Origin of the sequence: Rhodococcus sp. 06-221-2, from assembly GCF_002258365.1 — a bacterium.
Classification (GTDB): Bacteria; Actinomycetota; Actinomycetes; order Mycobacteriales; family Mycobacteriaceae; genus Rhodococcoides; species Rhodococcoides fascians.
In genome coordinates this window covers 144,718-169,536 of the sequence record NZ_NOYJ01000033.1, presented here as the reverse complement: position 1 = coordinate 169,536, position 24,819 = coordinate 144,718, and the positions used below count along the sequence as shown (strand labels likewise).

The 24,819-nt window shown below is 65.0% G+C and carries 24 protein-coding genes and 1 riboswitch; of the genes, 14 read left to right on the top strand and 10 right to left on the bottom strand.

Features of this window, described 5'->3' with window-relative positions:
- Positions 1 to 5 precede the first annotated feature (5 nt).
- Positions 6 to 725, top strand: a complete 720-nt coding sequence (locus tag CH281_RS20255) for a class I SAM-dependent methyltransferase (RefSeq protein WP_179274244.1) — start codon at positions 6 to 8, stop codon at positions 723 to 725.
- A gap of 21 nt (positions 726 to 746) precedes the next feature.
- On the opposite strand, the gene CH281_RS20250 is transcribed toward CH281_RS20255, so the two are convergent.
- Positions 747 to 1,589: an HpcH/HpaI aldolase/citrate lyase family protein gene (locus tag CH281_RS20250; protein WP_032366409.1), complete on the bottom strand. Its 843-nt coding sequence runs from the start codon at positions 1,587 to 1,589 to the stop codon at positions 747 to 749.
- 90 nt (positions 1,590 to 1,679) lie between these two features.
- Positions 1,680 to 2,120, bottom strand: a complete 441-nt coding sequence (locus tag CH281_RS20245; RefSeq protein WP_080732081.1) for a LapA family protein — start codon at positions 2,118 to 2,120, stop codon at positions 1,680 to 1,682.
- Positions 2,121 to 2,286: 166 nt separating this feature from the next.
- On the opposite strand from CH281_RS20245, the gene rlmN reads away from it, so the two are divergent.
- The gene (rlmN, locus tag CH281_RS20240; RefSeq protein WP_094622425.1) at positions 2,287 to 3,438 is read left to right on the top strand and encodes a 23S rRNA (adenine(2503)-C(2))-methyltransferase RlmN; all 1,152 of its coding nucleotides are present in this window, start codon (positions 2,287 to 2,289) and stop codon (positions 3,436 to 3,438) included.
- Positions 3,439 to 3,442: 4 nt separating this feature from the next.
- On the opposite strand, the gene CH281_RS20235 is transcribed toward rlmN, so the two are convergent.
- Positions 3,443 to 3,712 carry a DUF2631 domain-containing protein gene (locus tag CH281_RS20235; protein WP_027496710.1) on the bottom strand — a complete coding sequence of 90 codons (270 nt, stop codon included), beginning with the start codon at positions 3,710 to 3,712 and terminating at the stop codon, positions 3,443 to 3,445.
- A 217-nt stretch (positions 3,713 to 3,929) separates the two neighbouring features.
- On the opposite strand from CH281_RS20235, the gene puuE reads away from it, so the two are divergent.
- Positions 3,930 to 4,829 (top strand): allantoinase PuuE, encoded by a 900-nt coding sequence (puuE, locus tag CH281_RS20230; RefSeq protein WP_032366410.1) that lies wholly within the window; start codon positions 3,930 to 3,932, stop codon positions 4,827 to 4,829.
- 1 nt (position 4,830) lies between these two features.
- On the opposite strand, the gene CH281_RS20225 is transcribed toward puuE, so the two are convergent.
- Entirely contained in the window at positions 4,831 to 5,352 is a 522-nt protein-coding gene (locus CH281_RS20225; protein ID WP_032366411.1) for a DUF1990 family protein, read from the bottom strand.
- Between the two features lie 122 nt (positions 5,353 to 5,474).
- Here CH281_RS20225 and dxr point away from each other — a divergent pair, with 122 nt between their 5' ends.
- From dxr to CH281_RS20200, 5 genes are all read left to right on the top strand, one after another.
- A complete protein-coding gene (gene dxr / locus CH281_RS20220) occupies positions 5,475 to 6,614 on the top strand; it encodes a 1-deoxy-D-xylulose-5-phosphate reductoisomerase (RefSeq protein ID WP_032407111.1) in 1,140 nt (379 codons plus the stop codon).
- Between the two features lie 3 nt (positions 6,615 to 6,617).
- Positions 6,618 to 7,829, top strand: coding sequence for a M50 family metallopeptidase (locus CH281_RS20215; protein ID WP_032366412.1), 1,212 nt, complete (start codon positions 6,618 to 6,620; stop codon positions 7,827 to 7,829).
- A 61-nt stretch (positions 7,830 to 7,890) separates the two neighbouring features.
- A complete protein-coding gene (gene ispG, locus CH281_RS20210; protein ID WP_032370959.1) occupies positions 7,891 to 9,030 on the top strand; it encodes a flavodoxin-dependent (E)-4-hydroxy-3-methylbut-2-enyl-diphosphate synthase in 1,140 nt (379 codons plus the stop codon).
- Between the two features lie 116 nt (positions 9,031 to 9,146).
- Positions 9,147 to 9,983: a GNAT family N-acetyltransferase gene (locus CH281_RS20205; protein WP_032366413.1), complete on the top strand. Its 837-nt coding sequence runs from the start codon at positions 9,147 to 9,149 to the stop codon at positions 9,981 to 9,983.
- Positions 9,984 to 10,087: 104 nt separating this feature from the next.
- Positions 10,088 to 11,878 carry a penicillin-binding transpeptidase domain-containing protein gene (locus CH281_RS20200; RefSeq protein ID WP_094643009.1) on the top strand — a complete coding sequence of 597 codons (1,791 nt, stop codon included), beginning with the start codon at positions 10,088 to 10,090 and terminating at the stop codon, positions 11,876 to 11,878.
- 22 nt (positions 11,879 to 11,900) lie between these two features.
- Here the strand turns inward: CH281_RS20200 and CH281_RS20195 are convergent, their stop codons facing one another.
- Positions 11,901 to 12,770 carry a helix-turn-helix transcriptional regulator gene (locus CH281_RS20195; RefSeq protein WP_032370795.1) on the bottom strand — a complete coding sequence of 290 codons (870 nt, stop codon included), beginning with the start codon at positions 12,768 to 12,770 and terminating at the stop codon, positions 11,901 to 11,903.
- 139 nt (positions 12,771 to 12,909) lie between these two features.
- On the opposite strand from CH281_RS20195, the gene map reads away from it, so the two are divergent.
- A complete protein-coding gene (gene map / locus CH281_RS20190) occupies positions 12,910 to 13,785 on the top strand; it encodes a type I methionyl aminopeptidase (protein ID WP_045841850.1) in 876 nt (291 codons plus the stop codon).
- 37 nt (positions 13,786 to 13,822) lie between these two features.
- Complete coding sequence (locus CH281_RS20185; RefSeq protein WP_094695428.1) at positions 13,823 to 15,352, top strand: cobyric acid synthase; 1,530 nt, start codon at positions 13,823 to 13,825, stop codon at positions 15,350 to 15,352.
- On the opposite strand, the gene CH281_RS20180 is transcribed toward CH281_RS20185, so the two are convergent.
- From CH281_RS20180 to CH281_RS20170, 3 genes are read right to left on the bottom strand one after another with little or no spacing between them, the layout of a single operon-like run.
- Complete coding sequence (locus tag CH281_RS20180; RefSeq protein ID WP_027496720.1) at positions 15,336 to 16,031, bottom strand: hypothetical protein; 696 nt, start codon at positions 16,029 to 16,031, stop codon at positions 15,336 to 15,338. The two genes, CH281_RS20185 and CH281_RS20180, sit on opposite strands and share 17 nt — an antisense overlap.
- Positions 16,028 to 16,978, bottom strand: a complete 951-nt coding sequence (locus CH281_RS20175) for an ABC transporter ATP-binding protein (protein ID WP_094652998.1) — start codon at positions 16,976 to 16,978, stop codon at positions 16,028 to 16,030. The genes CH281_RS20180 and CH281_RS20175 overlap by 4 nt, the downstream gene beginning before the upstream one ends.
- On the bottom strand, positions 16,975 to 17,337 hold the full coding sequence (locus tag CH281_RS20170) for a GntR family transcriptional regulator (protein WP_176457871.1): 363 nt from the start codon (positions 17,335 to 17,337) through the stop codon (positions 16,975 to 16,977). The genes CH281_RS20175 and CH281_RS20170 overlap by 4 nt, the downstream gene beginning before the upstream one ends.
- Before the next feature lie 106 nt (positions 17,338 to 17,443).
- Here CH281_RS20170 and CH281_RS20165 point away from each other — a divergent pair, with 106 nt between their 5' ends.
- Complete coding sequence (locus tag CH281_RS20165; protein WP_032366419.1) at positions 17,444 to 18,010, top strand: alpha/beta fold hydrolase; 567 nt, start codon at positions 17,444 to 17,446, stop codon at positions 18,008 to 18,010.
- A 7-nt stretch (positions 18,011 to 18,017) separates the two neighbouring features.
- Here CH281_RS20165 and mtr read toward each other — a convergent pair whose 3' ends face one another.
- A complete protein-coding gene (gene mtr, locus CH281_RS20160; RefSeq protein ID WP_032400577.1) occupies positions 18,018 to 19,403 on the bottom strand; it encodes a mycothione reductase in 1,386 nt (461 codons plus the stop codon).
- Positions 19,400 to 20,440, bottom strand: coding sequence for an alpha/beta hydrolase (locus CH281_RS20155; RefSeq protein WP_032383400.1), 1,041 nt, complete (start codon positions 20,438 to 20,440; stop codon positions 19,400 to 19,402). The genes mtr and CH281_RS20155 overlap by 4 nt, the downstream gene beginning before the upstream one ends.
- A gap of 191 nt (positions 20,441 to 20,631) precedes the next feature.
- Here CH281_RS20155 and mqo point away from each other — a divergent pair, with 191 nt between their 5' ends.
- The 3 genes from mqo (at position 20,632) to CH281_RS20140 (ending at position 24,810) form a co-directional block, all read left to right on the top strand.
- Positions 20,632 to 22,152: a malate dehydrogenase (quinone) gene (gene mqo / locus CH281_RS20150; protein WP_027496726.1), complete on the top strand. Its 1,521-nt coding sequence runs from the start codon at positions 20,632 to 20,634 to the stop codon at positions 22,150 to 22,152.
- 11 nt (positions 22,153 to 22,163) lie between these two features.
- Positions 22,164 to 22,640 carry a GNAT family N-acetyltransferase gene (locus CH281_RS20145; RefSeq protein WP_027496727.1) on the top strand — a complete coding sequence of 159 codons (477 nt, stop codon included), beginning with the start codon at positions 22,164 to 22,166 and terminating at the stop codon, positions 22,638 to 22,640.
- Positions 22,641 to 22,725: 85 nt separating this feature from the next.
- A riboswitch (adenosylcobalamin-variant (AdoCbl-variant) riboswitch) is annotated at positions 22,726 to 22,818 on the top strand.
- 54 nt (positions 22,819 to 22,872) lie between these two features.
- Positions 22,873 to 24,810 carry a magnesium chelatase subunit D family protein gene (locus CH281_RS20140; protein WP_373453889.1) on the top strand — a complete coding sequence of 646 codons (1,938 nt, stop codon included), beginning with the start codon at positions 22,873 to 22,875 and terminating at the stop codon, positions 24,808 to 24,810.
- Positions 24,811 to 24,819 lie beyond the last annotated feature (9 nt).

The following is a 24,819-nucleotide window of genomic DNA, read 5'->3' as shown; positions in this document are numbered from 1 at the left end:
GGACGATGAGCGGTGATCGCGGCGGGGTGATTCCCAGTCCCAACATCTGGCACTGGCCGCATCTGTACGAGGCGGAGAACAGGGCTCAGGACGTCGACGGCGCTGTGTTCGCGACCATTCGATCGACCGTCGATTGGACGGCCGAGAACGTCGTGGACGTGGGCTGCGGCAGCGGTTTCCATCTTCCGATGTTCGCTGCGGACGCCCGGTACGTCATCGGTGTGGAACCGCACGCCCCATTGGTGGCCGCAGCCCGCACGCGCGTCGAGTCACTTGCGAACGTCGACGTGCGTGCGGGTAGAGCGGACGCGCTGCCCGTCGACACAGGTTCGGTCGATCTCGTCCACGCGCGAACCGCGTATTTCTTCGGCCCCGGCTGCGGCCCGGGTATCAGCGAAGCGATGCGAGTTCTGCGGCCCGGAGGGGCGTTGGTGGTCGTGGACCTCGACGCGACGGCGTCTCCGTACGGGGACTGGATGCGTGCGGATCTCCCGCACTACGATCCGGCGGCCGTCGAGGCGTTCTTCGATGCCCAGGGATTCGAGATGCGACGCGTCGACACGAGGTGGGCGTTTCCCGACCGCCGGGTTTTGCGGGATGTGCTGGGAATCGAGTTCTCACCGCGGGTAGCGCGCGCTGCGGCACGGCAGGTCGACGGCCTCACCCTGAATGTGCGCTATCGCATCCACGTTCGATACAAGCCGACCGGCGTCGAGCCGATCTGAGCCTGGCTCGGCAGCGAGCGATCAGGACGCGGCAGAGATTCCGAAGATTCGAGCCAGTTCGTTGATCTTGAGAGCCTTTGCCAGACGCGGCAGATCGCTGCCGTCCTTGACGTGAGCACCGTCGGCACCGAGAGCGTCGATGACATCGTGGGCCCAGGACACGTCGGTCGGGGAGGGGGCCAGTTCGCGGTTGACGATGGCCACCTGATCGGTGTGCATACAGAGTTTGCCTGCCATGCCCATCGAGAGCGTCAGGGCTGCATCGCGCCCGAGGATGCTGTCGTTCGCGGTCAGTGTCGGACCGTCGATGGGTCCGGGCAGTCGTGCGACGCGCGAGGAGACGACCAGTCGCGAGCGCGGGTAGGCCATGGCGAGCGGGTCGTCGCTCATGCCCGTGTCGCGTCGGAAGTCGCCGCTGCCGAAGGCGAGACGGAATGTCGAGTCCGCGCGCGCGATTTCGGTGGCGGCCTCGAGTCCTGCTGCTGATTCGACCAGCGCGAGGATCGGGGTGCCGTCGGCGAGGCGGGCGGCTGTCGCCTCGACCTGACCGCCGCTCTCGGTCTTCGCGAGCATGACCCCCACCAGGCCGGGCAGCCCGGACAACGCGGCGAGATCGTCGGCCCAGTACGGGGTCGTCGCGTCGTTGACGCGCACCCAGGCCGAGTTGCCCTCGCTGAGCCAGCGCACGACGGTCTCGCGAGCGGCAGGCTTCTTCGCTGGAGCGACTGCGTCCTCGATGTCGAGGATGACGGCGTCGACACCGGACGCGACAGCAGCGTCGAAGGTATCGGGCTTGGTGGCCGGAACCAACAGCCACGATCGTGCGCGGTCGGGTGCAACGCCGGATGCCACCGGTGTCTCCATGAAAGTAGTCACGTCATGCTCCTCGAGTGAAGTCGGGCACCGCCAACCTTATCGATTCAGAGCATCGGTGCCAGCTTCTGTACATAGTGTTCACGAACCGTGACGCTGGTTCTTCTTCGCTGCGCGCCGGACCTGCAGGATTCGGGCGCCGCCGGCCATGGCCATCACCAGCGCACCCGCGATCGCGGCCAGCAGCATGCTGATTCCGAGGGGTAGGTCGAGCTGCCAGGCGAAGATCTGCACGGTGACCGAGTCGAGGTTCTGCACGATGAACACCAGGAGGATTACGAGGACGACGGCCCCGACCACCAATCCGGTCCAGAGAGCGGCCGTGCGAGTGTGGGCTACGTCTTTGGGCGTGTGCTGCGGTTCCGGAACGTACTCCGGGTCCGGTGCGGAATGGCCGTCCGAATCCGGGGTCGTGATCGGGGCGAGTTCGCCCGACGGGGCCACCGATTCGTCGAACCCCGGCTTGGTCGACGCCGATGTGTCGAACGGTGCCTCGTTGTTGTCGTCTGCTCTGGTGGCCATGTCGATGATCCTTTCGCACGCGTGGTCCGAATGCACGCGCAATCGGTCCCGGCGTCGATACCCGTCAGGGCACCGTCGAAAACCGTCGCGAATAGGACTGTGAGCAGAACGGGTGGACAATGGTGGGTATGGAGTTGAGCCAGCAGGAACGACGCGGGGGTCGAGCATGAGTGATTCCGCAGCCGCAACGGACAGCACGACCGAGCAGAAGAGACCGAATCTTCCGCTGGTCTTCACAGCTCCGCGTCGGGGAATGCCGTCGCGTCACCTCGCCGACCTGGACAAAGAGGGCCTGCGTGAGGCAGTGAAGGCACTCGGTCTACCGGCATTCCGGGCCGACCAACTTGCGCGGCACTACTACGCGCGGCTCGAGGCCGACACCACCAAGATGACCGATCTTCCGGCCGAGGCTCGGGAGAAGGTCGGTGCCGATCTCTTTCCCACCTTGCTGACGCCGATCAAGCACTTGGCGTGTGACGACGGTGACACTCGAAAGACGCTGTGGAAGGCCAACGACGGGACTCTTCTCGAGAGTGTTCTGATGCGGTATCCGGATCGCGCGACGCTGTGCATCTCGAGTCAGGCCGGTTGCGGAATGGCATGTCCGTTCTGCGCGACCGGTCAGGCCGGCCTGACGCGGAACCTGTCGACGGCGGAGATCGTCGATCAGGTCCGTTCGGCGGCCGCAGACATGCGCGACGGCGTCGTCCCCGGCGGTCAGGGTCGTCTGTCGAACGTCGTGTTCATGGGCATGGGCGAGCCGCTGGCCAACTACAAGCGCGTCGTCGCGGCAGTGCGCAAGATCGTCTCACCAGCCCCCGACGGGCTGGGACTGTCACAGCGTTCGGTCACCGTGTCGACGGTCGGCCTTGCTCCGGCCATTCGAAAGCTGGCCGACGAGGGTCTGTCGGTGACCTTGGCCGTGTCTCTGCACACGCCGGACGATGAGCTCCGAGACACGTTGGTCCCGGTCAACAATCGTTGGTCGGTGGCGGAGGTTCTCTCCGCAGCCCGGTACTACGCCGATCAGACCGGCCGACGCGTCTCGATCGAGTACGCGATGATCCGGGACGTCAACGATCAGCCGTGGCGAGCGGACATGCTGGGCAAGAAGCTCCACAAGGCGCTCGGATCCCGGGTACACGTCAACCTGATTCCCCTCAACCCGACTCCGGGTAGCGAGTGGGATGCCAGCCCGAAGCCGGTGGAGCGGGAATTCGTTCGCCGGGTCATCGCGCAGGGCGTCTCGTGCACCGTCCGCGATACCCGAGGGCAGGAGATCGCGGCGGCGTGCGGTCAGCTCGCCGCCGAGAACTGAACCGCTAGCGGGGCTTGCGGCGGACGATGACGTCGCGCACGACGAGTCCGACCAGCGCCACGGCGAAGCCGACCAACCACAGGTCCTCGACCTTGCCGGTGTGATTTCCGATGATCATGAACAGCAGGAACGCGGCAACGACGATGGCTGCGACGCGCATCGCCTTGTTCGACTCGCCGCTCCAACCCCATGCGGCGGACGGCACCTCGGGCACCTCGTTGCGGGTATCGACGACCGGGTCGTACGAAGCGGATTCCAGTTCGGTATTTGCCACCGGTCGATCCTCTCGGGTGATGCGTTCACGTGGGTCCCGGCACGAACGGTGCCAGACGCGTTGTCGGAACAATATTGGCATACGACCGCCCGTCGTAGTGATCAGGGTTGCATCGCTCACCCAGCGCGTGTGTGGGCTCGAATGAGAGACTGCGGCAGTGACCTCCGAGCGCCTTCCCCATCGTCCGAGTCGGTCCCCGCTGAGCTATCCCCGCGACATGGTCGGTTACGGCCGCACGCCGCCGCTCGCCCAGTGGCCGGATGAGGCGAACATCGCCGTCCAGTTCGTCCTCAATTACGAGGAGGGTGCCGAGAACAACGTGCTCGACGGCGACACGAAGTCCGAGACGTTTCTGTCGGAAATGATCGGCGCACAGGCGTTTCCGAATCGACACATGAGCATGGAATCGCTGTACGAGTACGGATCCAGAGCCGGAGTGTGGCGCGTGCTGCGCGCATTCGAGAAGCGTGGGTTACCGCTGACCGTGTTCGCGGTCGCCAAGGCCATGGAGCGGAACCCGGAAGTGGTTGCGGCACTGCTGGAGTTGGACCACGAGATCGCATGTCACGGCTTGCGGTGGTTGTCGTATCAGCAGATCGACGCGAACGTCGAGCGCGAGCACATGGCGGAGGCCGTGACCATCCTGCGCGAGCTGACGGGGTCTGCGCCACTGGGGTGGTACACCGGGCGCGACTCTCCGAACACCCGATCGCTCGTGGTGGAGCACGGCGGATTCGTGTACGACTCCGACTCCTATGCAGACGATCTGCCGTACTGGGAGAAGGTGCCCCGAGACGGCGGGGTCGTCGATCACCTGGTGGTGCCGTACACCCTGGACACCAACGACATGCGTTTCGCATCGCCGGGAGGATTCTCGACGGGCGACGAGTTCTACGCGCATCTACGTGACGCCTTCGACGTTCTCTATGCCGAGGGCGCGAGTGGGAGTCCCAAGATGCTCTCGGTCGGACTTCACTGCCGGCTGGTGGGCAGGCCGGCCCGCATGGCTGCACTGGAACGTTTCCTCGATCACGTGCAGTCGCACGACAAGGTCTGGGTCGCGAAGAGAATCGACATCGCCGAACACTGGCGAGCTGTGCACCCGCCAGAGGCCTGAGTCAGTCGGCCTGTCGGCACGCGGATGCCAGCGCGCTCAGATAGCGGTCGGTGAATGCTGCCTGGACGCGTCTGCCCACCGGGCCGCCGAGCTTGGTGTACCAGCGACCGGGACGCGAGAACGCCGATATGTGGGCGGTGACGGCACCGTCCGCGGGGGAGTAGTCGACGTAGAAGAGTTCTTCGCCGGACTCGGGATGCCCGTCGAGTGTTCCGTAGGCGAAACCCTGACGGTTCGCCTCGTCGATGACGTAGACCACACGACACGGAATGCGCACCGGTCCGAGTGTGAGAACGACCACCGAGTCGGGCACAGCGGTCTCGGCCTCGGAACGGACCTTCAGTCCTGCTCCTCGGTGCATGTCCCATCGCATCAACGCATCGGCCGCCGCCACGAAGTCGTCCAGCCCCGATCCCACGACCCTCGACATCGTGACGTGGTGGTATCCGGTGGGCAGTGGGCCGGCGGTGGCCCCCGCATCGTCGTAATTGAACGGTGCCGAGCGGTACTTCGAGAAGTCCATGCACCCCAGCGTGCCAGCCTGCGTCGGCACATAGGGGTTTCTCAGCCTCGGTAGGCAACAATGGACCGGTGCCAGACCATCGTGAGCGAACGACCAACTCGGATCGCCCCGAGCCGATACGTGTGCTGTTGCTGGGAAGTACCGGGTCGATCGGAACCCAAGCGCTCGACGTCATCGCCGCCAACCCGGACCGCTTCGTCGTGGTCGGGCTGGCTGCGGGCGGTGGAAACATCGAACTGCTCCGTCGCCAGATTGCGGAGACCGGTGTCCGACGGGTAGCCGTCGCCCAGCCCGAGGCCGCCGCCGAGCTCGACTTCCCCGGAGTGCTGAGTGGTCCGCGAGCAGTGACCGAGCTGGTCGAGTCGACCCCGGCGGACGTCGTGCTCAATGCCCTCGTGGGTTCTCTCGGCCTCGAACCGACCCTGGCCGCGCTGAACAGCGGTGCGCGCCTGGCGTTGGCCAACAAGGAATCCCTGGTCGCCGGAGGCGAGCTGGTTCTCGCCGCCGCAGCCCCCGGTCAGATCGTGCCAGTCGACTCCGAGCACTCCGCGCTTGCCCAGTGCCTGCGCAGCGGTTCGCGCGGCGAAGTGGATCGACTGGTTCTCACTGCATCGGGTGGTCCGTTTCGAGGGTGGAGCGAGACCGAACTGAAGTCGGTCACGCCGGAGCAGGCCGCCGCACATCCCACCTGGTCGATGGGACCGATGAACACGCTGAACTCGGCGACACTGGTCAACAAGGGTCTGGAACTGATCGAGGCGCACCTGCTGTTCGGTGTGCCCTACGAGAAGATCGATGTCACCGTGCACCGGCAGTCCATCGTGCACTCGATGGTGACGTTCGTCGACGGTTCGACCATCGCTCAGGCCAGTCCACCGGACATGAAGTTGCCGATCGGGCTGGCCCTCGGCTGGCCCGATCGAGTGCCGGACGTCGCCCGTGCACTCGACTTCACGACCGCATTCTCCTGGGACTTCGAGCCACTCGACGACCGAGTGTTTCCGGCGGTGCAGCTGGCGCGTGAGGCCGGGATCATGGGTGGGTGCATGACTGCGGTGTACAACGCGTCCAACGAAATCGCTGCAGAAGCGTTCCTGAATGACAGGATCGAATTTCCGCAGATCGTCGAGACGGTGCGCGCGGTACTGGGCGACGGCGGGCAGGACTGGTCGACGGCTCCCAGGGACGTCGACGACGTACTCGCGGCGGACTCCTGGGCCCGGGCCCACGCCCGTGAACTACTGAAACCGAAAGGCCTCTGACACATGGTGTTCGCTCTGGGTGTCGTGCTGTTCGCCGTCGGAATCGGGGTGTCGATCGCGCTGCACGAAGCGGGACACATGTGGACCGCGAAAGCGCTCGGCATGAAGGTTCGCCGCTACTACATCGGGTTCGGCCCGAAGATCTTCTCCTTCCGACGCGGCGAGACCGAATACGGCCTCAAAGCCATTCCGGCAGGCGGGTTCTGCGACATCGCCGGCATGACCGCCATCGACGAACTCGCGCCCGACGAGGTCGAGCGTGCGATGTACCGCCAGAAGACATGGAAGCGCATCGTCGTCATGGTCGGCGGCATCGCGATGAACTTCGTGCTGGGAATCGTTCTGGTCTACGTGTTGGTGCTCGGCTGGGGCACGCCGGATCGGGTGACGCCGACAACGACGGTCCAGGGCATCGGTTGTGTCAGCACGTCCCAGACCGAGGACGGTGAACTTGCGCCGTGTTCGGGAGACGGTCCGGCTGCCGAAGCCGGACTGCGCACGGGCGACATCATCACTGCGGTGAACGGTCAGCCGACAGAGACTTGGTCCGACGTCGTTCTCGCCATTCGGGACTCGACCGGGTCGGCCGATCTGACAGTCGATCGCGACGGTGCTTCGCAGACTCTGAGCGTTCCGATCCTTCAGGTTCAGCGCTACGTCGTCGATCCTGAGACCGAAGCGAAGAACTCGACAACCGTGGGAGCGATCGGCGTCACCGGCGGTCCACCGCCGAACATTCGATACAACCCGATCGAAGCAGTGCCCGAGACCTTTGTTTTCACCGGGGACATCTTCGTGCAGACCGGGAAAGCGTTGGTGCAGTTGCCGAGCAAGGTGGAGGCGCTGTGGGATTCGATCTTCGGTGGTGAACGAGGGCTCGACACGCCGATGAGTGTCGTCGGAGCAAGTGTCATCGGTGGCCAGGCCGTGGAAAACGACAACTGGCAGACGTTCGTCGGGCTGCTGGCGTCGCTCAACTTCTTCCTCGGTGTGTTCAACATCGTGCCGCTGTTGCCACTCGATGGTGGCCATATCGCCGTGACCATCTACGAGCGCATACGCAACATTTTCCGCAATCGTCGCGGCCTGCCCGACGGTGCGCCGGTGGACTACATGAAACTGATGCCCGTCACCTACGTGGTCATCATTGTTTTCATCGGGTTCTCTCTCTTGACGCTCACGGCGGACATCGTCAACCCGATTCAATTGTTCTAAGTAGACTCGACAGTCGTAGCTAGGAAAGAAGGCCACTGTGTCCGTGTCAGTCGGATTGGGAATGCCCGCACCGCCGGTGCCCGTACTCGCGCCACGTCGAAAGACCAGGCAGCTCCAGGTCGGGTCGGTGGGTGTCGGAAGCGAAAGCCCCATCTCGGTGCAATCGATGTGCACCACCAAGACCCACGACATCAACGCCACCCTGCAGCAGATTGCAGAGCTGACGGCGTCGGGTTGCGACATCGTTCGTGTTGCGTGCCCCACACAGGACGACGCCGACGCGCTGTCGATCATCGCCAAGAAGAGCCAGATTCCGGTGATCGCCGACATCCACTTCCAACCGAAGTACATCTTCGCGGCCATCGACGCCGGATGTGCAGCGGTGCGCGTCAACCCGGGCAACATCAAGGAGTTCGACGGCCGTGTCAAGGAGGTCGCCAAGGCGGCCGGTGACGCGAACATTCCGATCCGCATCGGTGTGAACGCCGGCTCTCTCGACCCGAGGCTGATGAAGAAGTACGGCAAGGCGACACCCGAGGCGCTCGTCGAATCCGCGCTGTGGGAAGCAGGCCTGTTCGAGGAGCACGGTTTCGGCAACATCAAGATCTCCGTCAAGCACAACGACCCCGTCATCATGGTCGCTGCGTACGAGCAGTTGGCGGCACAGTGCGACTACCCACTGCACCTCGGTGTCACCGAAGCGGGACCGGCTTTCCAGGGGACCATCAAGTCCGCTGTGGCCTTCGGGGCCTTGCTGTCCAAGGGCATCGGCGACACCATCCGAGTTTCCCTGTCGGCACCGCCGGCGGAGGAGATCAAGGTGGGAAACCAGATCCTGCAATCGTTCAATCTGCGCCCGCGCAAACTCGAGATCGTGTCCTGCCCCTCGTGTGGGCGCGCACAGGTCGACGTCTACACCCTCGCCGACGAGGTGACTGCGGGACTCGAAGGCATGGAGATCCCGCTACGCGTCGCGGTCATGGGCTGCGTCGTGAACGGGCCGGGCGAGGCCCGCGACGCCGACCTCGGTGTCGCGTCGGGCAACGGCAAGGGCCAGATCTTCGTCAAGGGCAAGGTCATCAAAACGGTCCCCGAAGCGCAGATCGTGGAGACGTTGATCGAGGAAGCGATGCGCATCGCCGAGGAGTTCGAGAAGGACGAGATCGCCAGCGGTGGCGCGCCGGTGGTCACCGTCAGCTGAGCGGGTACACCTGTTCGGCGTCCGGTTTGCCGCTCTGCCACCGGGGGAACACATTGTCTGGAATGATTCGCTTCAGAATCGGTGCGTACGCGGTAGGTGGGTCAGGAGGTCGGTAGGTGCTCAAGCTCCTCGGCGCGAAGCCTCTCGGTAATCGGGACGTCGCGCACGTGCTCCGGGTGCTCGACGCCGACCCCGTTGCAACCTGCATGGTTGCCGCGCGCGTGCAGGAATCGGGCCTCGATCCGAGGTCGTTCCACGGCGAGATGTGGAGCAGAGGCGGTCCGGACGAGTCGCTGTGCTTCTACGGTGCGAATCTGGTTCCGTTGCTCGGTTCCAGCGACGATCTTCGTTCCTTCGCGGACCGCGCGTGCCGTGGGCCGCGTCTGTGCTCGTCGTTGGTCGGCAGAGCGGAGTTGACGCTTCCGTTGTGGGAAATGCTCGAGACGGATTGGGGTCCGGCGCGAGAAGTGCGCGGTGAGCAACCGTTGTTGGCCACGTCGGTACCGTCGTCCATCTCGCCTGATCCTCTCGTTCGGCTCGTTCGACCCGACGAGCTGGACGTGTATCTGACCGCGGCCGTTGCCATGTTCATCGAAGAGGTCGGCGTCGACCCGCGACTGAACGACGGCGGTAGGGGATACCGGCGTCGGATCGCCAGTCTCATTGCAGCGCAACGTGCCTGGGCCAGATTCGAGGACGGCCGCGTGGTGTTCAAGGCCGAGATCGGCTCGCAGTCCGGGACGGTCGGGCAAATCCAGGGGGTATGGGTGCACCCGGACCGACGCGGGCACGGCCTGGGTGCATCCGGAACGGCGACCGTGGTGAACTCGGTCGTCCGCCAGGGGCGTACTGCGAGCCTGTACGTCAACAGCTTCAACTACGTCGCGCGCCGGGCCTACGCGAAAATCGGTCTGACGCAAGTGGCGACGTTCACCACGGTGCTGCTGGACTGAGAACGGTCGCTCGATCGGCCTGTCCCGAAACGCGATTCGTTGCCGTGGTCGACGCACCGGCCGTATTACGATGGGGCGCAATGAGATCACGTGATGCGACCTGGATGCGCGGACGGCTGGGCGTGGTGACCGTGATCGGTGCCGTCGTCGGTGCCTGCCTCACTGGGTGTACACCCAAGCCCGACGGTCCGGAGCCCGCAGCTCAGGCATTCCTCGCGGCCTTCGAGGCCAACGACATCCCCACGGCCGCCGCCGATACCGACAAGCCGGACGCCGCAGCCACTGCGCTGCGCGAGGCGTGGACCAATCTGCAAGCAGAGGCCCTCGACGCCGAGACGACGTCGGTTCGAGTCGACGGCGACACCGCCACGGTCGGCTACACCTACCGTTGGCAGCTGCCCAAGGATCGGGTGTGGACGTACGACGGCCAACTGAACATGGGTCGGAGTGCGGGAGAGTGGGTGGTGCGGTGGACCGCCTCGGACATCCACCCGAAGCTCGGTGACACGCAGACCATGGCCTTGCGCTCGACGGCTGCACCACGCGCTCGCGTCAACGAGCGCTCCGGCACCGACGTCCTGGTGCCCGGGGTCGTACATCGAATCAAGTTCGACGCCTCGGCCGCGAACAACGTCGTGGCCTCGGCGACGGCGTTGTCGACACTGCTGACACCGTTCGACGCGTCGATCACGGCCCAGTCGATCGTGGAGTCGGCGACTTCCGTCGACGGCGACTACCCGGTGGCGCTGCTGCGAGACAGCGACTTCGAACCCATCTCGGCGGCGCTGACCGAGATTCCCGGTGTCACGGCGTCCGACGAATCGGATCTCGTGTCCACCGACCCCACCTTCGCGCCGGACCTGGTGGGCCAGGTCAAGAAGGCCGTCATAGACGACGTCGACGGCAAGGCCGGCTGGAGCGTGGTGACCAGCAACCGCAACGGCGTCGACATCGACGTCCTCACCGACACCCCGCCCGAGCCGGCACCGTCCTTCTCGATCAGCCTCGATCGGAATATTCAGGTCGCGGCCCAACGAGCAGTGAACGCCAGGGCCGAGCAGGCCATGACGGTGGTCATTCAGCCGTCCACCGGGGCCATCCTCGCTGTGGCGCAGAATCCGGCCGCCGATCGGGACGGTCCGGTCGCGTCGGCCGGTCTCTACCCACCGGGTTCGACGTTCAAGATCATCACCGCCGGGGCGGCGATCTCCAGCGGACTCGCGACCCCGGGGAGCACCGTTCCGTGCCCCGGTCGTATCGAGATCGGCGAACGAAGCGTCCCCAACTACAACGAGTTCGCCCTCGGTGACGTGACCATGAGCACCGCGTTCACCCGATCGTGCAACACCTCCTTCGCGAAGCTGGCGAGCGAGATGTCGCCCGACGCGTTGACTGTGGCCGCGTCCCAGTTCGGCGTCGGTCCGGACTACGACGTCGTGGGCTTGCCGACCGACTCGGGTTCGGTCCCGCCCGCGGACGAACTCGTCCAGCGCACCGAGGACGGATTCGGCCAGGGCAAGGTGGTCGTCTCGACCTTCGGGATGGCACTGGCCGCCGCGACGGTTGCCCACGGCTCCACACCGGTTCCCAATCTTCTGGTCGGACGGGAAACCGCCATCACCGGCGATCATCCACCGATAGAACCTGCCATGGTCGACGGGTTACGCGGCATGATGCGCTCGGTGGTCACCAGCGGCACCGCAGAGCGCATCGCCGACCAGGGCGAGGTGTACGGCAAGACCGGAGAAGCAGAGGTCGAGGGCGGATCGCACTCGTGGTTCGTCGGTTACCGAGGCGACATCGCCTTCGCGACCTTGGTGGTACGCGGCGGCAGCTCGGACAATGCGGTCGCCGTCACCCGGGAGATGTTCGAGCAGCTTCCGCCCGGGTACTGAGCGCTGCACCGGTGGGCCGGGTTCAGCCCGACAGCAGCCCGAGTCGACGACACGCGAGAACCGCTTCGTATCGAGTGTGCGAGTCGGTTTTTCGCATCACGCTGCGGAGATAGGACTTGACCGTCTCGGCACCGATCGACAGCCGTGCCGCGACTTCGACGTTGGTGCAACCGAGCGCGACCTGCGAGATGACGTCGATCTCGCGTGGCGTCAATGCCTGCGAGTCGCCGGAGTCGCTGTCCTGGTTCGCCGTCCGACCGAGTGTTGCTGCCAGTCGCGCGGTGACCGCGTCCAGTCTGTGTTTGACCGCCGCGTCTCCGATCGACCGAGCGAGCTCGGCGAGCTCGTCGTGCACACCGCGCAACTCGGCCGTTCGCGAGAGGTGCCCGTCCGACGTGGCCCGCGCACTCTCCATGAGGCGCACCCTGCGGTCGACCTCGTCGCGGATGGCGATCTCCTGACCGAGGCGCCGGGCTGCGGCGGTCATGATGTCGCCGACTCGATCACCGAGGGGGCCGCGCTCTCGCACCGCTGCGTACATCACCATGCGGGCTGCTCCGGCGACGACAACCGGCACCGCCAGGATCGACTTGAGGCCCTCGCCGAGGACCGGCCGGTCGAAGTGGTGGGTGATCGACATCGACGCGCCGTAATCACTGACGGCCGCGGGCCGACGTTGGTCCATGACCCGGCCACCGAGACCGGACCTGGGCGGGATGGCGAGCCCGTCCAGCCCACGCGTGCGGGTGCCGTGAAATTCGCTCAGGTGCAGCGTTTCCGAGGACACTTCCCCGCCGAACACGACGGGCACGGCGGACGTCGCGGCGACCTGGCGTAGTTCGGCGCGAAGGGCATCGCCGTCCCGGGGGCGCAACAGACTGGAATGGACCACGACGCTTCCTTCCTCGGTTCGGGTACGTCGACGGCGAACGTGACCCAGATCATATCCCGTCGCGCGGTTGCGGATTCGGTGGCCTCGACCAGCAGCGCTGGTTCTTCTGGACACGGTTGCGGCGACTACTCTGGACGGCATGTCTGTCACTGCCGAGAGCAAGCCCCGTCAGCCACTCGTGCCAGGCGTCGTCTCGCCCGTCCTCTCCGTGCCGAAGTCGATCGAGCGACCCGAATACGCGTGGAAGTCGACCGTGAACGAAGGCAGCGAGCCGTGGGTGCAGACCCCCGAGGTCATCGAGAAGATGCGCGTGGCGTCGAAGATCGCGGCTCGCGCTCTGCAGGAAGCGGGCCGGGCCGTGGCACCGGGAGTGACCACCGATGAGCTCGACCGTATTGCACACGAGTACATGGTCGACCACGGCGCATACCCGTCCACGTTGGGCTACAAGGGTTTTCCGAAATCGTGCTGCACCTCGCTGAACGAGGTCATCTGCCACGGCATCCCCGATTCGACGGTGATCGAGGACGGGGACATCGTCAACATCGACGTCACCGCGTACATCGACGGTGTGCACGGCGACACCAACGCGACGTTCCTGGCGGGTGACGTGTCCGAGGAGGCGCGCCTGCTCGTCGAGCGGACCCACGAAGCGACGATGCGGGCCATCAAGGCGGTCAAGCCGGGGCGCGCCCTGAACGTGGTCGGGCGAGTGATCGAGTCCTATGCGCACCGTTTCGGCTACGGCGTGGTGGAGGACTTCACCGGCCACGGCATCGGTACGACGTTCCACAACGGCCTCGTCGTGCTGCACTACGACCAGCCGTCGGTGGAGACCATCATCGAGCCGGGCATGACGTTCACCATCGAACCGATGATCAACCTGGGCACGATCAACGCCGAGATGTGGGACGACGGCTGGACGGTGGTCACGCACGACAAGAAGTGGACCGCGCAGTTCGAGCACACGCTCGTGGTGACCGAGACGGGTTGCGAGATCCTGACACTGCCGTGAGCGGAGCCTGCGGAGTGAATAGAAATTTGATCCTGCCGTGAAAGGCGCTCTGTTGGTCGCCGGCACTACCTCCGATGCAGGCAAGAGTGTGTTGGTCGCCGGCCTGTGTCGGATGTTGGCGCGGCGGGGTGTTCGGGTGGCCCCGTTCAAGGCGCAGAACATGTCGAACAACTCGGTCGTCACGTTGGACGGCGGCGAGATCGGCCGGGCTCAGGCAATGCAGGCGGCTGCTTGTGGCCTCGAGCCCAGCGTGCGGTTCAATCCGGTGTTGCTCAAGCCCGGCAGTGATCGGACGTCGCAGTTGGTGGTGCGCGGGCGTGCGGTGGCCCAGGTGAGTGCGAGCAACTACATCGAACATCGGCAGGCGCTCCGGCATGTGGTCGCCGACGAGTTGTCCTCGCTACGTGCCGAATTCGACGTGGTGATCTGCGAGGGTGCCGGTTCACCGGCCGAGATCAATCTACGCGCCACCGATCTGGCCAACATGGGGTTGGCGAGGGCGGCGTCGCTGCCGGTGATCGTGGTGGGCGACATCGACCGCGGGGGAGTGCTGGCACACCTGTTCGGGACGGTGGCGGTGTTGTCACCCGAGGATCAGGCTCTCGTGGCAGGGTTCGTGATCAACAAATTTCGGGGTGATCCGGCTCTGTTGGCACCGGGGCTCGACCAGTTGCGGACGTTGACCGGGCGGCCGACGTACGGAGTCGTTCCGTTCGCCGACGGGTTGTGGATGGACGCGGAGGATTCGCTCGGCACAGTTCCCGATGCGCCCGTGGGCAGGCCCCGTCCTCCGCTCGGCTCGCAGTGGCTGCGGGTGGCGGCGGTGCGATTACCGAGGATCTCCAACACGACCGATGTCGAGGCGCTGGCGTGCGAGCCCGGAGTGTCGGTGCACTGGGTCACCGAGCCTTCTCGGCTCGAGGATGCGGATTTGGTGGTCGTCCCCGGCAGCAAGTCCACGGTGTCGGATCTGGAATGGTTGCGGCGCACCGGTCTTGCTCGTGCCCTTTCCGAGCGCGCCGCTGCGGGGATGCCGGTTCTCGGCATCTGCGGCGGTTACCAGATGTTGGGCCGAACCATCTCCGATTCCGTGGAGTCGGGCGTCGGAACGGTCGAGGGACTGGGATTGCTCGATCTCGACATCGAATTCGCGGCCGAGAAGGTACTCATGCAGGTGAGTGGTCGTTCCGTCGCATTCGGCTCGGATCCCGTGCGGGGGTACGAAATTCACCATGGACGAGTGGTCCGGAACGGAGACGATGCCCTGCTGACGACCGCGGGGGGCGTCGGCGAGGGCAGTGTGCGTGGCGGTGTCGTGGGAACTCACTGGCACGGACTCCTCGAATCCGATGATTTCCGTCGATCCTTTCTCGCCTGGGTGGCAGTGAAGGCGGGTCGCGCAGGATTCGAGGTTGCGTCCGACACGTCGGTTGCGGCCCTTCGAGAACAGCAGTTGGATCTGCTGGCGGATCTGGTGGACAGCAACATCGATATCGACGCCGTTCTCGATCTGATAGAGAACGGCGTCGACGGCTCGACGAGAAAGATCGTCACGCAGATGCTTTGAGCAAGCCCATCCAACTCACGGTCGAGAAGATCCCGGTGATCACGAGCGGAACGACCACCAGCAGAAGCACGCGTGGGGTGTCGGTGAAGAACGTCCCGACGTCGGGCCACCAGTTCTGCCACGTGATCACGATCGCGCCGCCTCCGAAGACGACGAGGCCGGCGAGTCCGAGCGTGAACAGACCGTTCGTGCGGAAGCGCCGGTAGACGACTCCGACGAACGCCCCGATGGACCCGATCAGTAGTAGCCCGATCACCAGAGTCAGCCACTGCAGGAGCGGGTTGTCGGTGGCGTAGCGGGCAAGACCGAACATGCGGATCTTCAGCCCGAAGCCGCCGGTCGCGGCTTCGACGACCGACAACAGGTAGACGATCGTGCCGAGGGCGACCGATTGTGCTACCCCCACCAGTGCTGTCGCAGTGAGGAATTCGCGACGCGTGATGCTCAGGCTCAGTGCGTACGGGAAGCACTGGGTGATAGCCGTGACGTAGAAGGCAATAGCGAACCCATAGACCGAGAACACGCCGCCGCTGAAGCTGAAATCCGAATCGCTTTCCGGAACTACCGAGAAGATGCCGTAGGTGATCACGAACACTGCGACGAGAATTCCCAGGGGCCACGCGAATGTGGTTGCCCAGGAGGTGTTGTGGACCCGAGCTACGTTCAATATTCGCTTCATGACAAGGCCTCCTCGGCGGTGGTCGACTCGTGGATAGAGCCGGAATGGGCAGTGGTTCGATCGATGATCAACTGCTGCAACGGAATCGGTTCGATGCTGAGACCGGACGCCACGCCGAGGGATTGCTGGTGATCGTTCAGTCGCCCGTCGATCGTCGCTCGGGCTGTCGAGCCGAGAGCAGTTCTGTGCAAGATTCGATGCTCTGCAGCGAACCGGTCGACAGCCTCGGTCGGACCGGTGATCTCGAATGCTCTCTCGCGCAGATCGTCCGACTCGGCGTCGAGCAGAATTCTTCCCTTGTCGATGAGAATCACGTGCTCGATCAGATTGCTGACCTCGTCTATGAGGTGCGTCGACAGAACGACCGTTCGGGGGTTCTCCGCGTAGTCGGCCAGCAGCCGGTCGTAGAACATGTGTCGTGAGACTGCGTCCAGCCCCAGGTAGGGCTCGTCGAAGAAGGTGAGTGGCGCTCGGGACGCGAGACCGATGACGATTCCGAGTGCTGACGTCATTCCGCGAGAGAGCTTCTTGATCTTGCGACCCAACGGGAGGTCGAAATCGCGCAGCAATTCGGCGGCGAAGTCGTTGTCCCAGTGCGGAAGAATGTGGGAGGCCTGCGCAATGGCGTTCTTGACCTTCAAATCGTCGGGATACTTCTGGCTTTCCTTGACGAAGCACACGTGACTCAGAGCCTGTGGGTTCTCCCACGGGCGTTCGCCGAATACCGAGATCTCACCATCACTTTCGCGCATCTGGGCGGTCATCATCTGCATGACGGTGGTCTTGCCTGCTCCGTTGCGGCCGAGGAAGCCGTAGATCTTGTTGCGTTCGATCTCGAAGCTCACGTCGTCGACGGCGGTGAACGAGCCGAACTTCTTGGTCAGGTGTGTGGCCGACGCAACGACGCGGCGGAGTTCGTCGGGCGTACCGATATCGTGGATGCTCATCGCGATGCCTCCCAGTTGTCGAGCATGGTCTTGAGTTCGTCCACGGTCATTCCGAGCTTGCGTGCCTCGGTGACCAGCGGGTCGATGTACTGACGGGCGAACAGATCGCGTCGACGGAACCGGAGTGCGTCCCGTGCGCCTGTGGTGACGAACATTCCGATCCCTCGTTTCTTGTAGACGACGCCGTCGGCGACGAGCTTCGCGAGCCCTTTGCCCGCTGTGGCCGGATTGATGCGGTGGAACGCGGCGAGCTCGTTGGTGGAGGGAACCTGTTCTTCCTCGGCCAGGGAGCCGTCGATGATCGAGTTCTCGACGAGCTCGGCGATCTGCAGGAAGATCGGCCTGCCCTCGTCCATCAGAGACACCGCCGCGGCGGCGAGGTTCGGTACCTCACTGGTTCATTACTCATGTAACTAACCATAGAACCGGTGCGTGGTTCTGGCAAGAGGCAGTACCGTCGTCCCCATGGAGTTCACGCATGTGAGTGCTGCGGGCGGGTCTGTTTCGGTACGAGTAGCGGGACCGGACAGTCGGCACGCCGTGCTCCTGTTGCCGGACATCGGCGATTCGGTCGATGTCTACGACTCGGTCAGCGAGCGGTTGCACAACTCGGATCTGAAAACCGTTGCGGTGGAAGACATCGACGGAGTGGGGGATGACGCTGTTCTCGCCTTGCTGGACGAGCTGAAGCTGTCGTGGGTCCACCTCGTCGGGAGCGGTGCCGGTGCGGAATCGGCCTGGAGGCTGGCGGCGAAGACCTTCGGCCGGTTTGCCAGCCTCATCGCCGTGGATCGTTGCCACCCGGCGATCGCCGACCATCGGGGCATCGTGCGGGACGCCGATTGCCCCGCAATCGAGTTGCCGACGACGCTGGTCATCGGCAACTCCGAGATGCGTCCGTCCGCCGACAACAGCGGCCGCTTCGTCTACTCGGACTTTCGGGTCGTCGCGCTCGACGGCGTCGAACATGTCGCGGCCGACGCCCCGGCGGCGCTGGCCACGGAGATCGTGCTCCGCACCAGCCCCTGGTGATCGAAACCTACAGGTCGAGGCCCAGGAGGGCGTTCTCGACCACCTCGGGCAGTCCTGGGTGGATCCAGTACTGACCACGGGCCATGTCCTGGGCGGACAGTCCGAAGCTCATCGCCTGGATGAGCGGCTGGATGAGAGTCGGGGCCTGAGCTCCGATGATGTGAGCCCCGAGTATCTTGCCGGTGCCCTTCTCGGCGATGATCTTGCACAGCCCTTCGCTGTCCTCCATCGCCCAGCCGAAGGCGACGTCGCCGTAGTTCTGGACCTTCACCGTGATGTCGAGCCCTGCGTCTCGGGCCTGTTCCTCGGTCATACCCACCTCCGCGATCTGCGGATCGGTGAACACGGCAGCGGGAACGAAGCGGTGATCGTAGGTACGCAACGCGGACGTGTCGCCGTGCCAGGCGTCCTGCAACAGGTTGTGCTGGACGACGCGCGCTTCCTGATTGGCCACATGCTTGAGCTGATACGGCGAGGAGACGTCGCCCAGTGCGAACACGCCCTCGGCGGTGGTGCGGCCGAACTCGTCGACCACGATGCGGCCCTCGTCGTCCAGCTCGATCCCGGCAGCACCGAGATTCAGTCGGTCGCCGTTGGGCTGGCGGCCGACGGCCACGAGAAACGCGTCTCCGAGGACCTTGGTGCCGTCCGAGAGTTCGACGCCGTGCAGTCCGCCCTCGGAAATCCCGCGCGTGTCACCGGAGTCGAGGTGAACGTCCCACTTGGCCCGGGCGAGCTCGGTGAATCGCTTCGCGATATCGGCATCCAACGCGCGCAGCAGCGAATCCTTGCGGGCGACGATCGACACCTTCGACCCGAGTGCGGAGAAGACGTGCGCGAATTCGGCTGCGATGTAACCGGATCCGAGGATCACGAGGTGTTCGGGCAGTGCCGGTAAACGCATGACGTCGTTGTTGGTGTGGTAGTCGACACCGGAATCTTCGATCGATTGCGGCACGATGGGACGCGAGCCGGCCGCGATGACGATCCGGTCGGCCGTGATGGTCGTGCCGGTTCCGGTGTCGATGGTGCGCGGCCCGACAAAGCTCGCGTGACCTTGGAACAGCGTCACGTTGGGGCTGCCCTCGGCCCGGTATCGCTTACCGCCCTCGGAGATGGGGTCGATGCGTCCGAAGACCCGCTCGACGATGTCCGGCCAGCGGACCGCGTCGACGTGTGCATCGATGCCGTACTTGGCGGAATCTCGCACGGTACGGGCGACCTCGGCCGCGTAGACATACATCTTGGTGGGGATACAGCCGACGTTGAGGCAGGTTCCGCCGAACGTCGAATTCTCCTCGATCAGGGCGACCTTCTTGTCGTCGAACCTCTGATCGACGATCGAGTTTCCCGAGCCGGAGCCGATGATGACGACGTCGAAGTGCTCAGTCATGAAATGTGTCCGATCTCGGTGTGGTCCTTGCCCGACGCGTGGTCGGTCTTCTCTCCTCGGTGCAACCACTCGAGCCATTCGTCCATTTCCTCGAAGGCCTGGGCGCGAGGGCCCTCGGTGGACAGGAAGACGTCGTGGCGTGCGCCCTCGATGGGGACGATGGAGGTTCGATCACCCAGGCAGCCGGCCCAACGGGCGATCTGCCGGACGTCGAGAACGGCATCGGCCGCGTCGACGGCCGAGCTGTAGCGGCGAGAGAAATGCGTCACTTTCGAGCGGAGGATCAGCGAGGGAATTCCGATATCGAGGCCGCGGTGCAGCTCGGCATGCCCGTGCCGGACCGCACGGATCCAGCCGAAGGTGATGGGGAAGCCGGCGAGGGGTTTCCAGTCCAGGTCGTAATCCCACTCGCCCTGCTCCGATGCCGCGAGGGAAAGGCCGTAGGTGTCCAAGCCGCCCCCGGGAACCGGCGTCTTGGCCCGGAATCTGCCGATGACGTCGATCGCCGCGGTACCGACGCTACGTATTGCAGGCGGACCCTGCAGGTCGAACCAGGGGCTGTTGAGGACGACGCCTGCCAGGCCCAACCCGGACGAGCCGCCTTCCTGACGGTTGAGACGGTTGAGCCACAGCGGCAACACGAGGCCACCGGTGGAGTGCGCCATCAGCAGCACCGGCGCGTCCGCGCGCTCGGCGCGCACCAGGCTCAGCGCCTCGTTCAGCTCGGCGTCGTACATCGCCAGATCGGTCACGAAGTGTGCGGTCTGGCCCTCACGGCGCGATCGTCCACATTTGCGCAGGTCGAGCGCGTAGAACGCGTATCCCTTGGCGGCGAAATGCTCGGCGATGTGTCGCTGGAAGAAGTAGTCGGTGAATCCGTGGACATAGATCACCGCGCGGTCGAAGTTGGCGACACCCGGCGGTTGATACCGCACCAGAGTGGCCTCGACCTGGCCCTCGCCGTCCGGATCGTCTCCGAGTGGGATGGTCGTCTGTTCGTAGCCGTCGCCGAGGACATCGGGAACCCAGGTAGTCACAGATCACAACTGTAGTGGGCGCCGCCGACAGCGTCCGAGGAGCACAATCGAGAGCAGGTTGACGTGGTGTCCGATGGGGTAGGCCCAGCTAGTAACCTGACCGCATCGGGTGAGTAACCCTCTACAGAAGAGTTCTCGGACCGATACCGCCACCGGCCGAGACCTTTACAGACAAGGAAGTCGATTCTCCAGTGTCCACAGATGAGCAGGGTAAGCGGATCAAGACCGACGTCGTTCTGGTCGGTGCCGGAATCATGAGCGCCACCCTCGGTGCGCTGCTCCGTCAGCTCGAGCCGAACTGGTCGATCGACGTCTACGAACGTCTCGACGCCGCAGCGGCCGAGAGCAGCGACGCGTGGAACAACGCGGGCACCGGGCATTCGGCGCTCTGCGAGCTCAATTACACGCCGCAGAACAAGGACGGCAGCGTCGATATCGCCAAGGCGCTCAACGTCAACGAGCAGTTCCAGGTCTCGCGGCAGTTCTGGGCCCACGGCATCGAGACCGGCGTCCTCTCCGACGCCAAGAACTTCATCAATCCGATCCCGCACGTGAGCTTCGTGCACGGCGAGGACAACGTGAAGTACCTGCGGGCGCGCTACGAGGCGCTCGTCGGCAACCCCTTGTTCGCCGGCATGGAGTACATCGATTCCAAGGACGAGTTCACCGCGCGACTGCCGCTGATGGCTCGTGGCCGTGACTTCTCCGATCCGGTCGCGCTCAACTGGAGTCAGGAAGGCACCGACGTCGACTTCGGTGCACTCACCAAGCAGCTGCTGAACTACCTGTCCGCGGCGGGTGGCACCGTGCACTTCGGGCACGATGTGCGCAACATCACCAAGCAGTCCGACGGCACGTGGGACGTCAAGGTGGCGAACCAGCGCACCGGTGCCAAGAAGACCGTCAACGCCAAGTTCGTGTTCGTCGGGGCGGGCGGCGGCGCGCTGCACCTGCTGCAGAAGTCGGGCATCGCCGAGATCAAGGGCTTCGGCGGATTCCCCGTCAGCGGCGAATGGCTGCGATGCACCAATCCCGAACTGATCGAGCAGCACTCGGCCAAGGTGTACGGAAAGGCCTCGGTGGGAGCACCGCCGATGTCGGTGCCGCACCTCGACACGCGCGTCATCAACGGCCAGCAGGGATTGTTGTTCGGACCGTACGCGGGATGGTCACCGAAGTTCCTCAAGCAGGGCAAGATCACCGATCTGCCCGGCTCGGTCAAGCCGGGCAACCTGATGTCGATGCTCGGCGTCGGCGTGACCGAGCTCGGGCTCGTGAAGTACCTGGTGAGCGAGTTGGCTCAGTCGCAGGCCGATCGGGTCGAGACTCTGCGGGAGTTCGCGCCGACCGTCGTCGCCAAGGACTGGGAGCTGGTCACGGCCGGTCAGCGTGTGCAGGTGATCCGGAAGAAGGGACGCGGTGGCGTTCTCGAGTTCGGTACCGCTGTGGTCAACGCTGCCGACGGCAGCATCGCGGGCCTGCTCGGTGCCTCTCCCGGCGCATCGACAGCCGTACCGGCCATGCTGGACGTGCTGCAGCGGTGCTTCGGAGACAAGTACGACGCGTGGCAGCCCAAGCTCAAGGAAATGGTCCCGTCCCTGGGGGTCAAACTGGCTCAGAACAGCTCGCTGTTCGACGAGGTCTGGGCCTGGACCTCGAAGACGCTGGAGCTGGAAAGTTCGCGTGAGCTCGCACAGCACACGGGTGTGTGATAGCAAAAGGTATGAATACGCAAGCAGCAGCTCTCAAACGATCGTGGGCACTAGACCTGTCCAACAGCACGTTGTACGACCTGTTGAAGCTGCGTGTCGAGGTGTTCGTGGTCGAGCAGGCCTGCGCCTATCCGGAGTTGGACGGACGCGACCTGCTGACCGAGACGCGGCACTTCTGGCTCGAACGAGACGGTGAAGTGGTGTGCACTCTGCGTCTGCTCGAAGAGCACGACGACGGCGAGAAGGCGTTCCGTATCGGCCGCCTGTGCACCCAGCGTTCGGCCAGGGGACAGGGACACACCACGCGAATTCTGCGGGCCGCCCTGGCCGAGGTCGGTTCGGCACCGTGCCGGATCAACGCGCAGAGCTACCTCGTCGACATGTACGCCAAGCACGGCTTCCTGCCCGACGGCGAGGAAGTACTCGAGGACGGTATTCCGCACACTCCGATGCGTCGCGGTGGCGGCACCGCCTGGAGCGAGGCGTAACAGCCCGTTCGGATCCGAAGCTACGAATGCCACACACGTCCAGGCGTGTGTGGCATTCGTTCGTTCGGCGGTAGTGTTCCGTTCGAAGTCGAGTGCGGAGAAGTCCTGTGAGAATCAGGCGCGGTCCCGCCACTGTGATCAGGAGTGTTCTCCTGTCAGCCAGATCGCCGCCCGGCTTCGTGTAGTCCACCGAACGCTCGGCGCGGAACTCCGAGCACGAAGGGAATTGGTTGTGCAGCGAGAGAGCAGTGTCCCCGAACCGGGGTATCCGTTCAGTGCGATCGTCGGTCAGGATCAGCTGCGGTTGTCGTTGATCCTGTGCGCGGTGCACCCCGGTATCGGCGGTGTGCTGGTGCGCGGCGAGAAGGGGACCGCGAAATCGACGGTGGTTCGGGCGCTCGCAACTCTGCTGCCTGCCGTCGAGGACGAGGACGGTGCCCGCCCGGCCAAGCTGGTCGAGCTTCCGGTGGGAGCGACCGAGGACCGCGTGGTGGGGTCCATCGACCTCGAGAAGGTACTGCGTGACGGGGAACGAGCATTCCAACCCGGCCTGCTCGCAGCGGCACACCGCGGCGTTCTCTACGTCGACGAAGTGAACCTGTTGCACGACCACCTCGTGGACGTCCTGCTCGACGCGGCGGCGATGGGTCGCGTACACGTCGAACGAGACGGCGTATCGCATTCTCACCCAGCACAATTCGTCCTCGTGGGCACGATGAATCCCGAGGAGGGAGAGCTCCGGCCACAGTTGCTCGACCGATTCGGTCTGGCGGTCGAGGTCACCGCGTCGCGTGATGTGGACGTGCGCATGAACGTCGTGCGCAGGCGAATGAACTACGAGCGTGATCCCCACGCGTTCGCGGCAGCGTACGTCGACGAAGATGCCGCCGTTGCAGCGCAGATCGTGGCTGCACGCACGATCCTCGATGATGTGGTGTTGAGCGACAAGGAACTTCGGCGCATCGCCGCGCTGTGCGCATCGTTCGACGTCGACGGTATGCGCGCAGACCTGGTGGTCGCGCGTACGGCCTCGGCCCACGCCGCGTGGCGAGGCGCGAGCGAGGTGACCGAGGAGGACGTGCGCGTCGCGGCCGAATTGGCGCTACCGCACAGGCGTCGACGCGACCCCTTCGACGAGCCGGGTATAGACGACAAGCAGCTCGACGACGCCATGCGCGACGCCGCCGAACAGGCCGGGCAGCAACCCGATCCCGAGCCGGAGCCGGATCCCGACGGTGATGGAGGAGCACCGAAGCCCGACGCGGCCGAAACTCCCGACGCGCCGTCGAGTACGGAATCCGACACGCCGCAGGAACCGGCCGACAGCCAGGAAAAGGCCCCGACCGGTGCGGGCAGCGATCGGCAGGCGGGAACACCGGGCGCGCAGTTCAAGGCGCGGCTCATCGAGCTTCCCGGGGTCGGTGAAGGTGCTCCGGGTAGGCGCTCGCGGTCGAGGTCCTCGTACGGACGGTCGGTTCGTCCCACCGTCGAACCGGGCCGGGGTCTGCATCTGATCGGTACGTTGTTCGCGGCAGCCGAGCAGCAGGTGGTGCGTGGGCGCACGTCCGGGCGGCTGCGACTGGCGCCCGAGGACCTGCGCGGAGCCGTCAAGGAGGGGCGCGAGGGCAACCTCATCGTCTTCGTCGTCGACGCGTCGGGATCCATGGCTGCGCGAGACCGACTGTCGGCGGTGACGGGTGCGGTGCTCTCACTGCTCCGTGACGCCTATCAACGGCGCGACAAGGTCGCGGTCATCACCGTGCGCGGCACCGAGGCCGAGACGGTACTGCCGCCGACGTCCTCGGTCGATGTCGCTGTGACGCGGCTGCGAAAGATGAAGACCGGGGGCAAGTCTCCGTTGGCGCAGGGATTCCTGACAGCGCGGGAGTTGGTGCTGCGCGAGAAGGTTCGAGAGCCGCTGCGGCGCGCGTTGGTGGTCGCTCTGACGGATGGGCGTGCCACGGGCGGCACCGATCCCGTCGGTCGGGCGCGAATCGCCGCCGGCCGCATCGCTGCGGACAAGATCGCGTCGGTCGTCGTCGACTGCGAGTCGGGCATGGTGCGCCTGGGATTGGCCGCGGACTTCGCCGGCTGTCTCGGAGGCGGATACGTGGCGCTCGCGGACCTGTCGGCCGAGCAGGTCACCGCCGTCGTTCGCGCAGCGGCGTAGGGGGACACG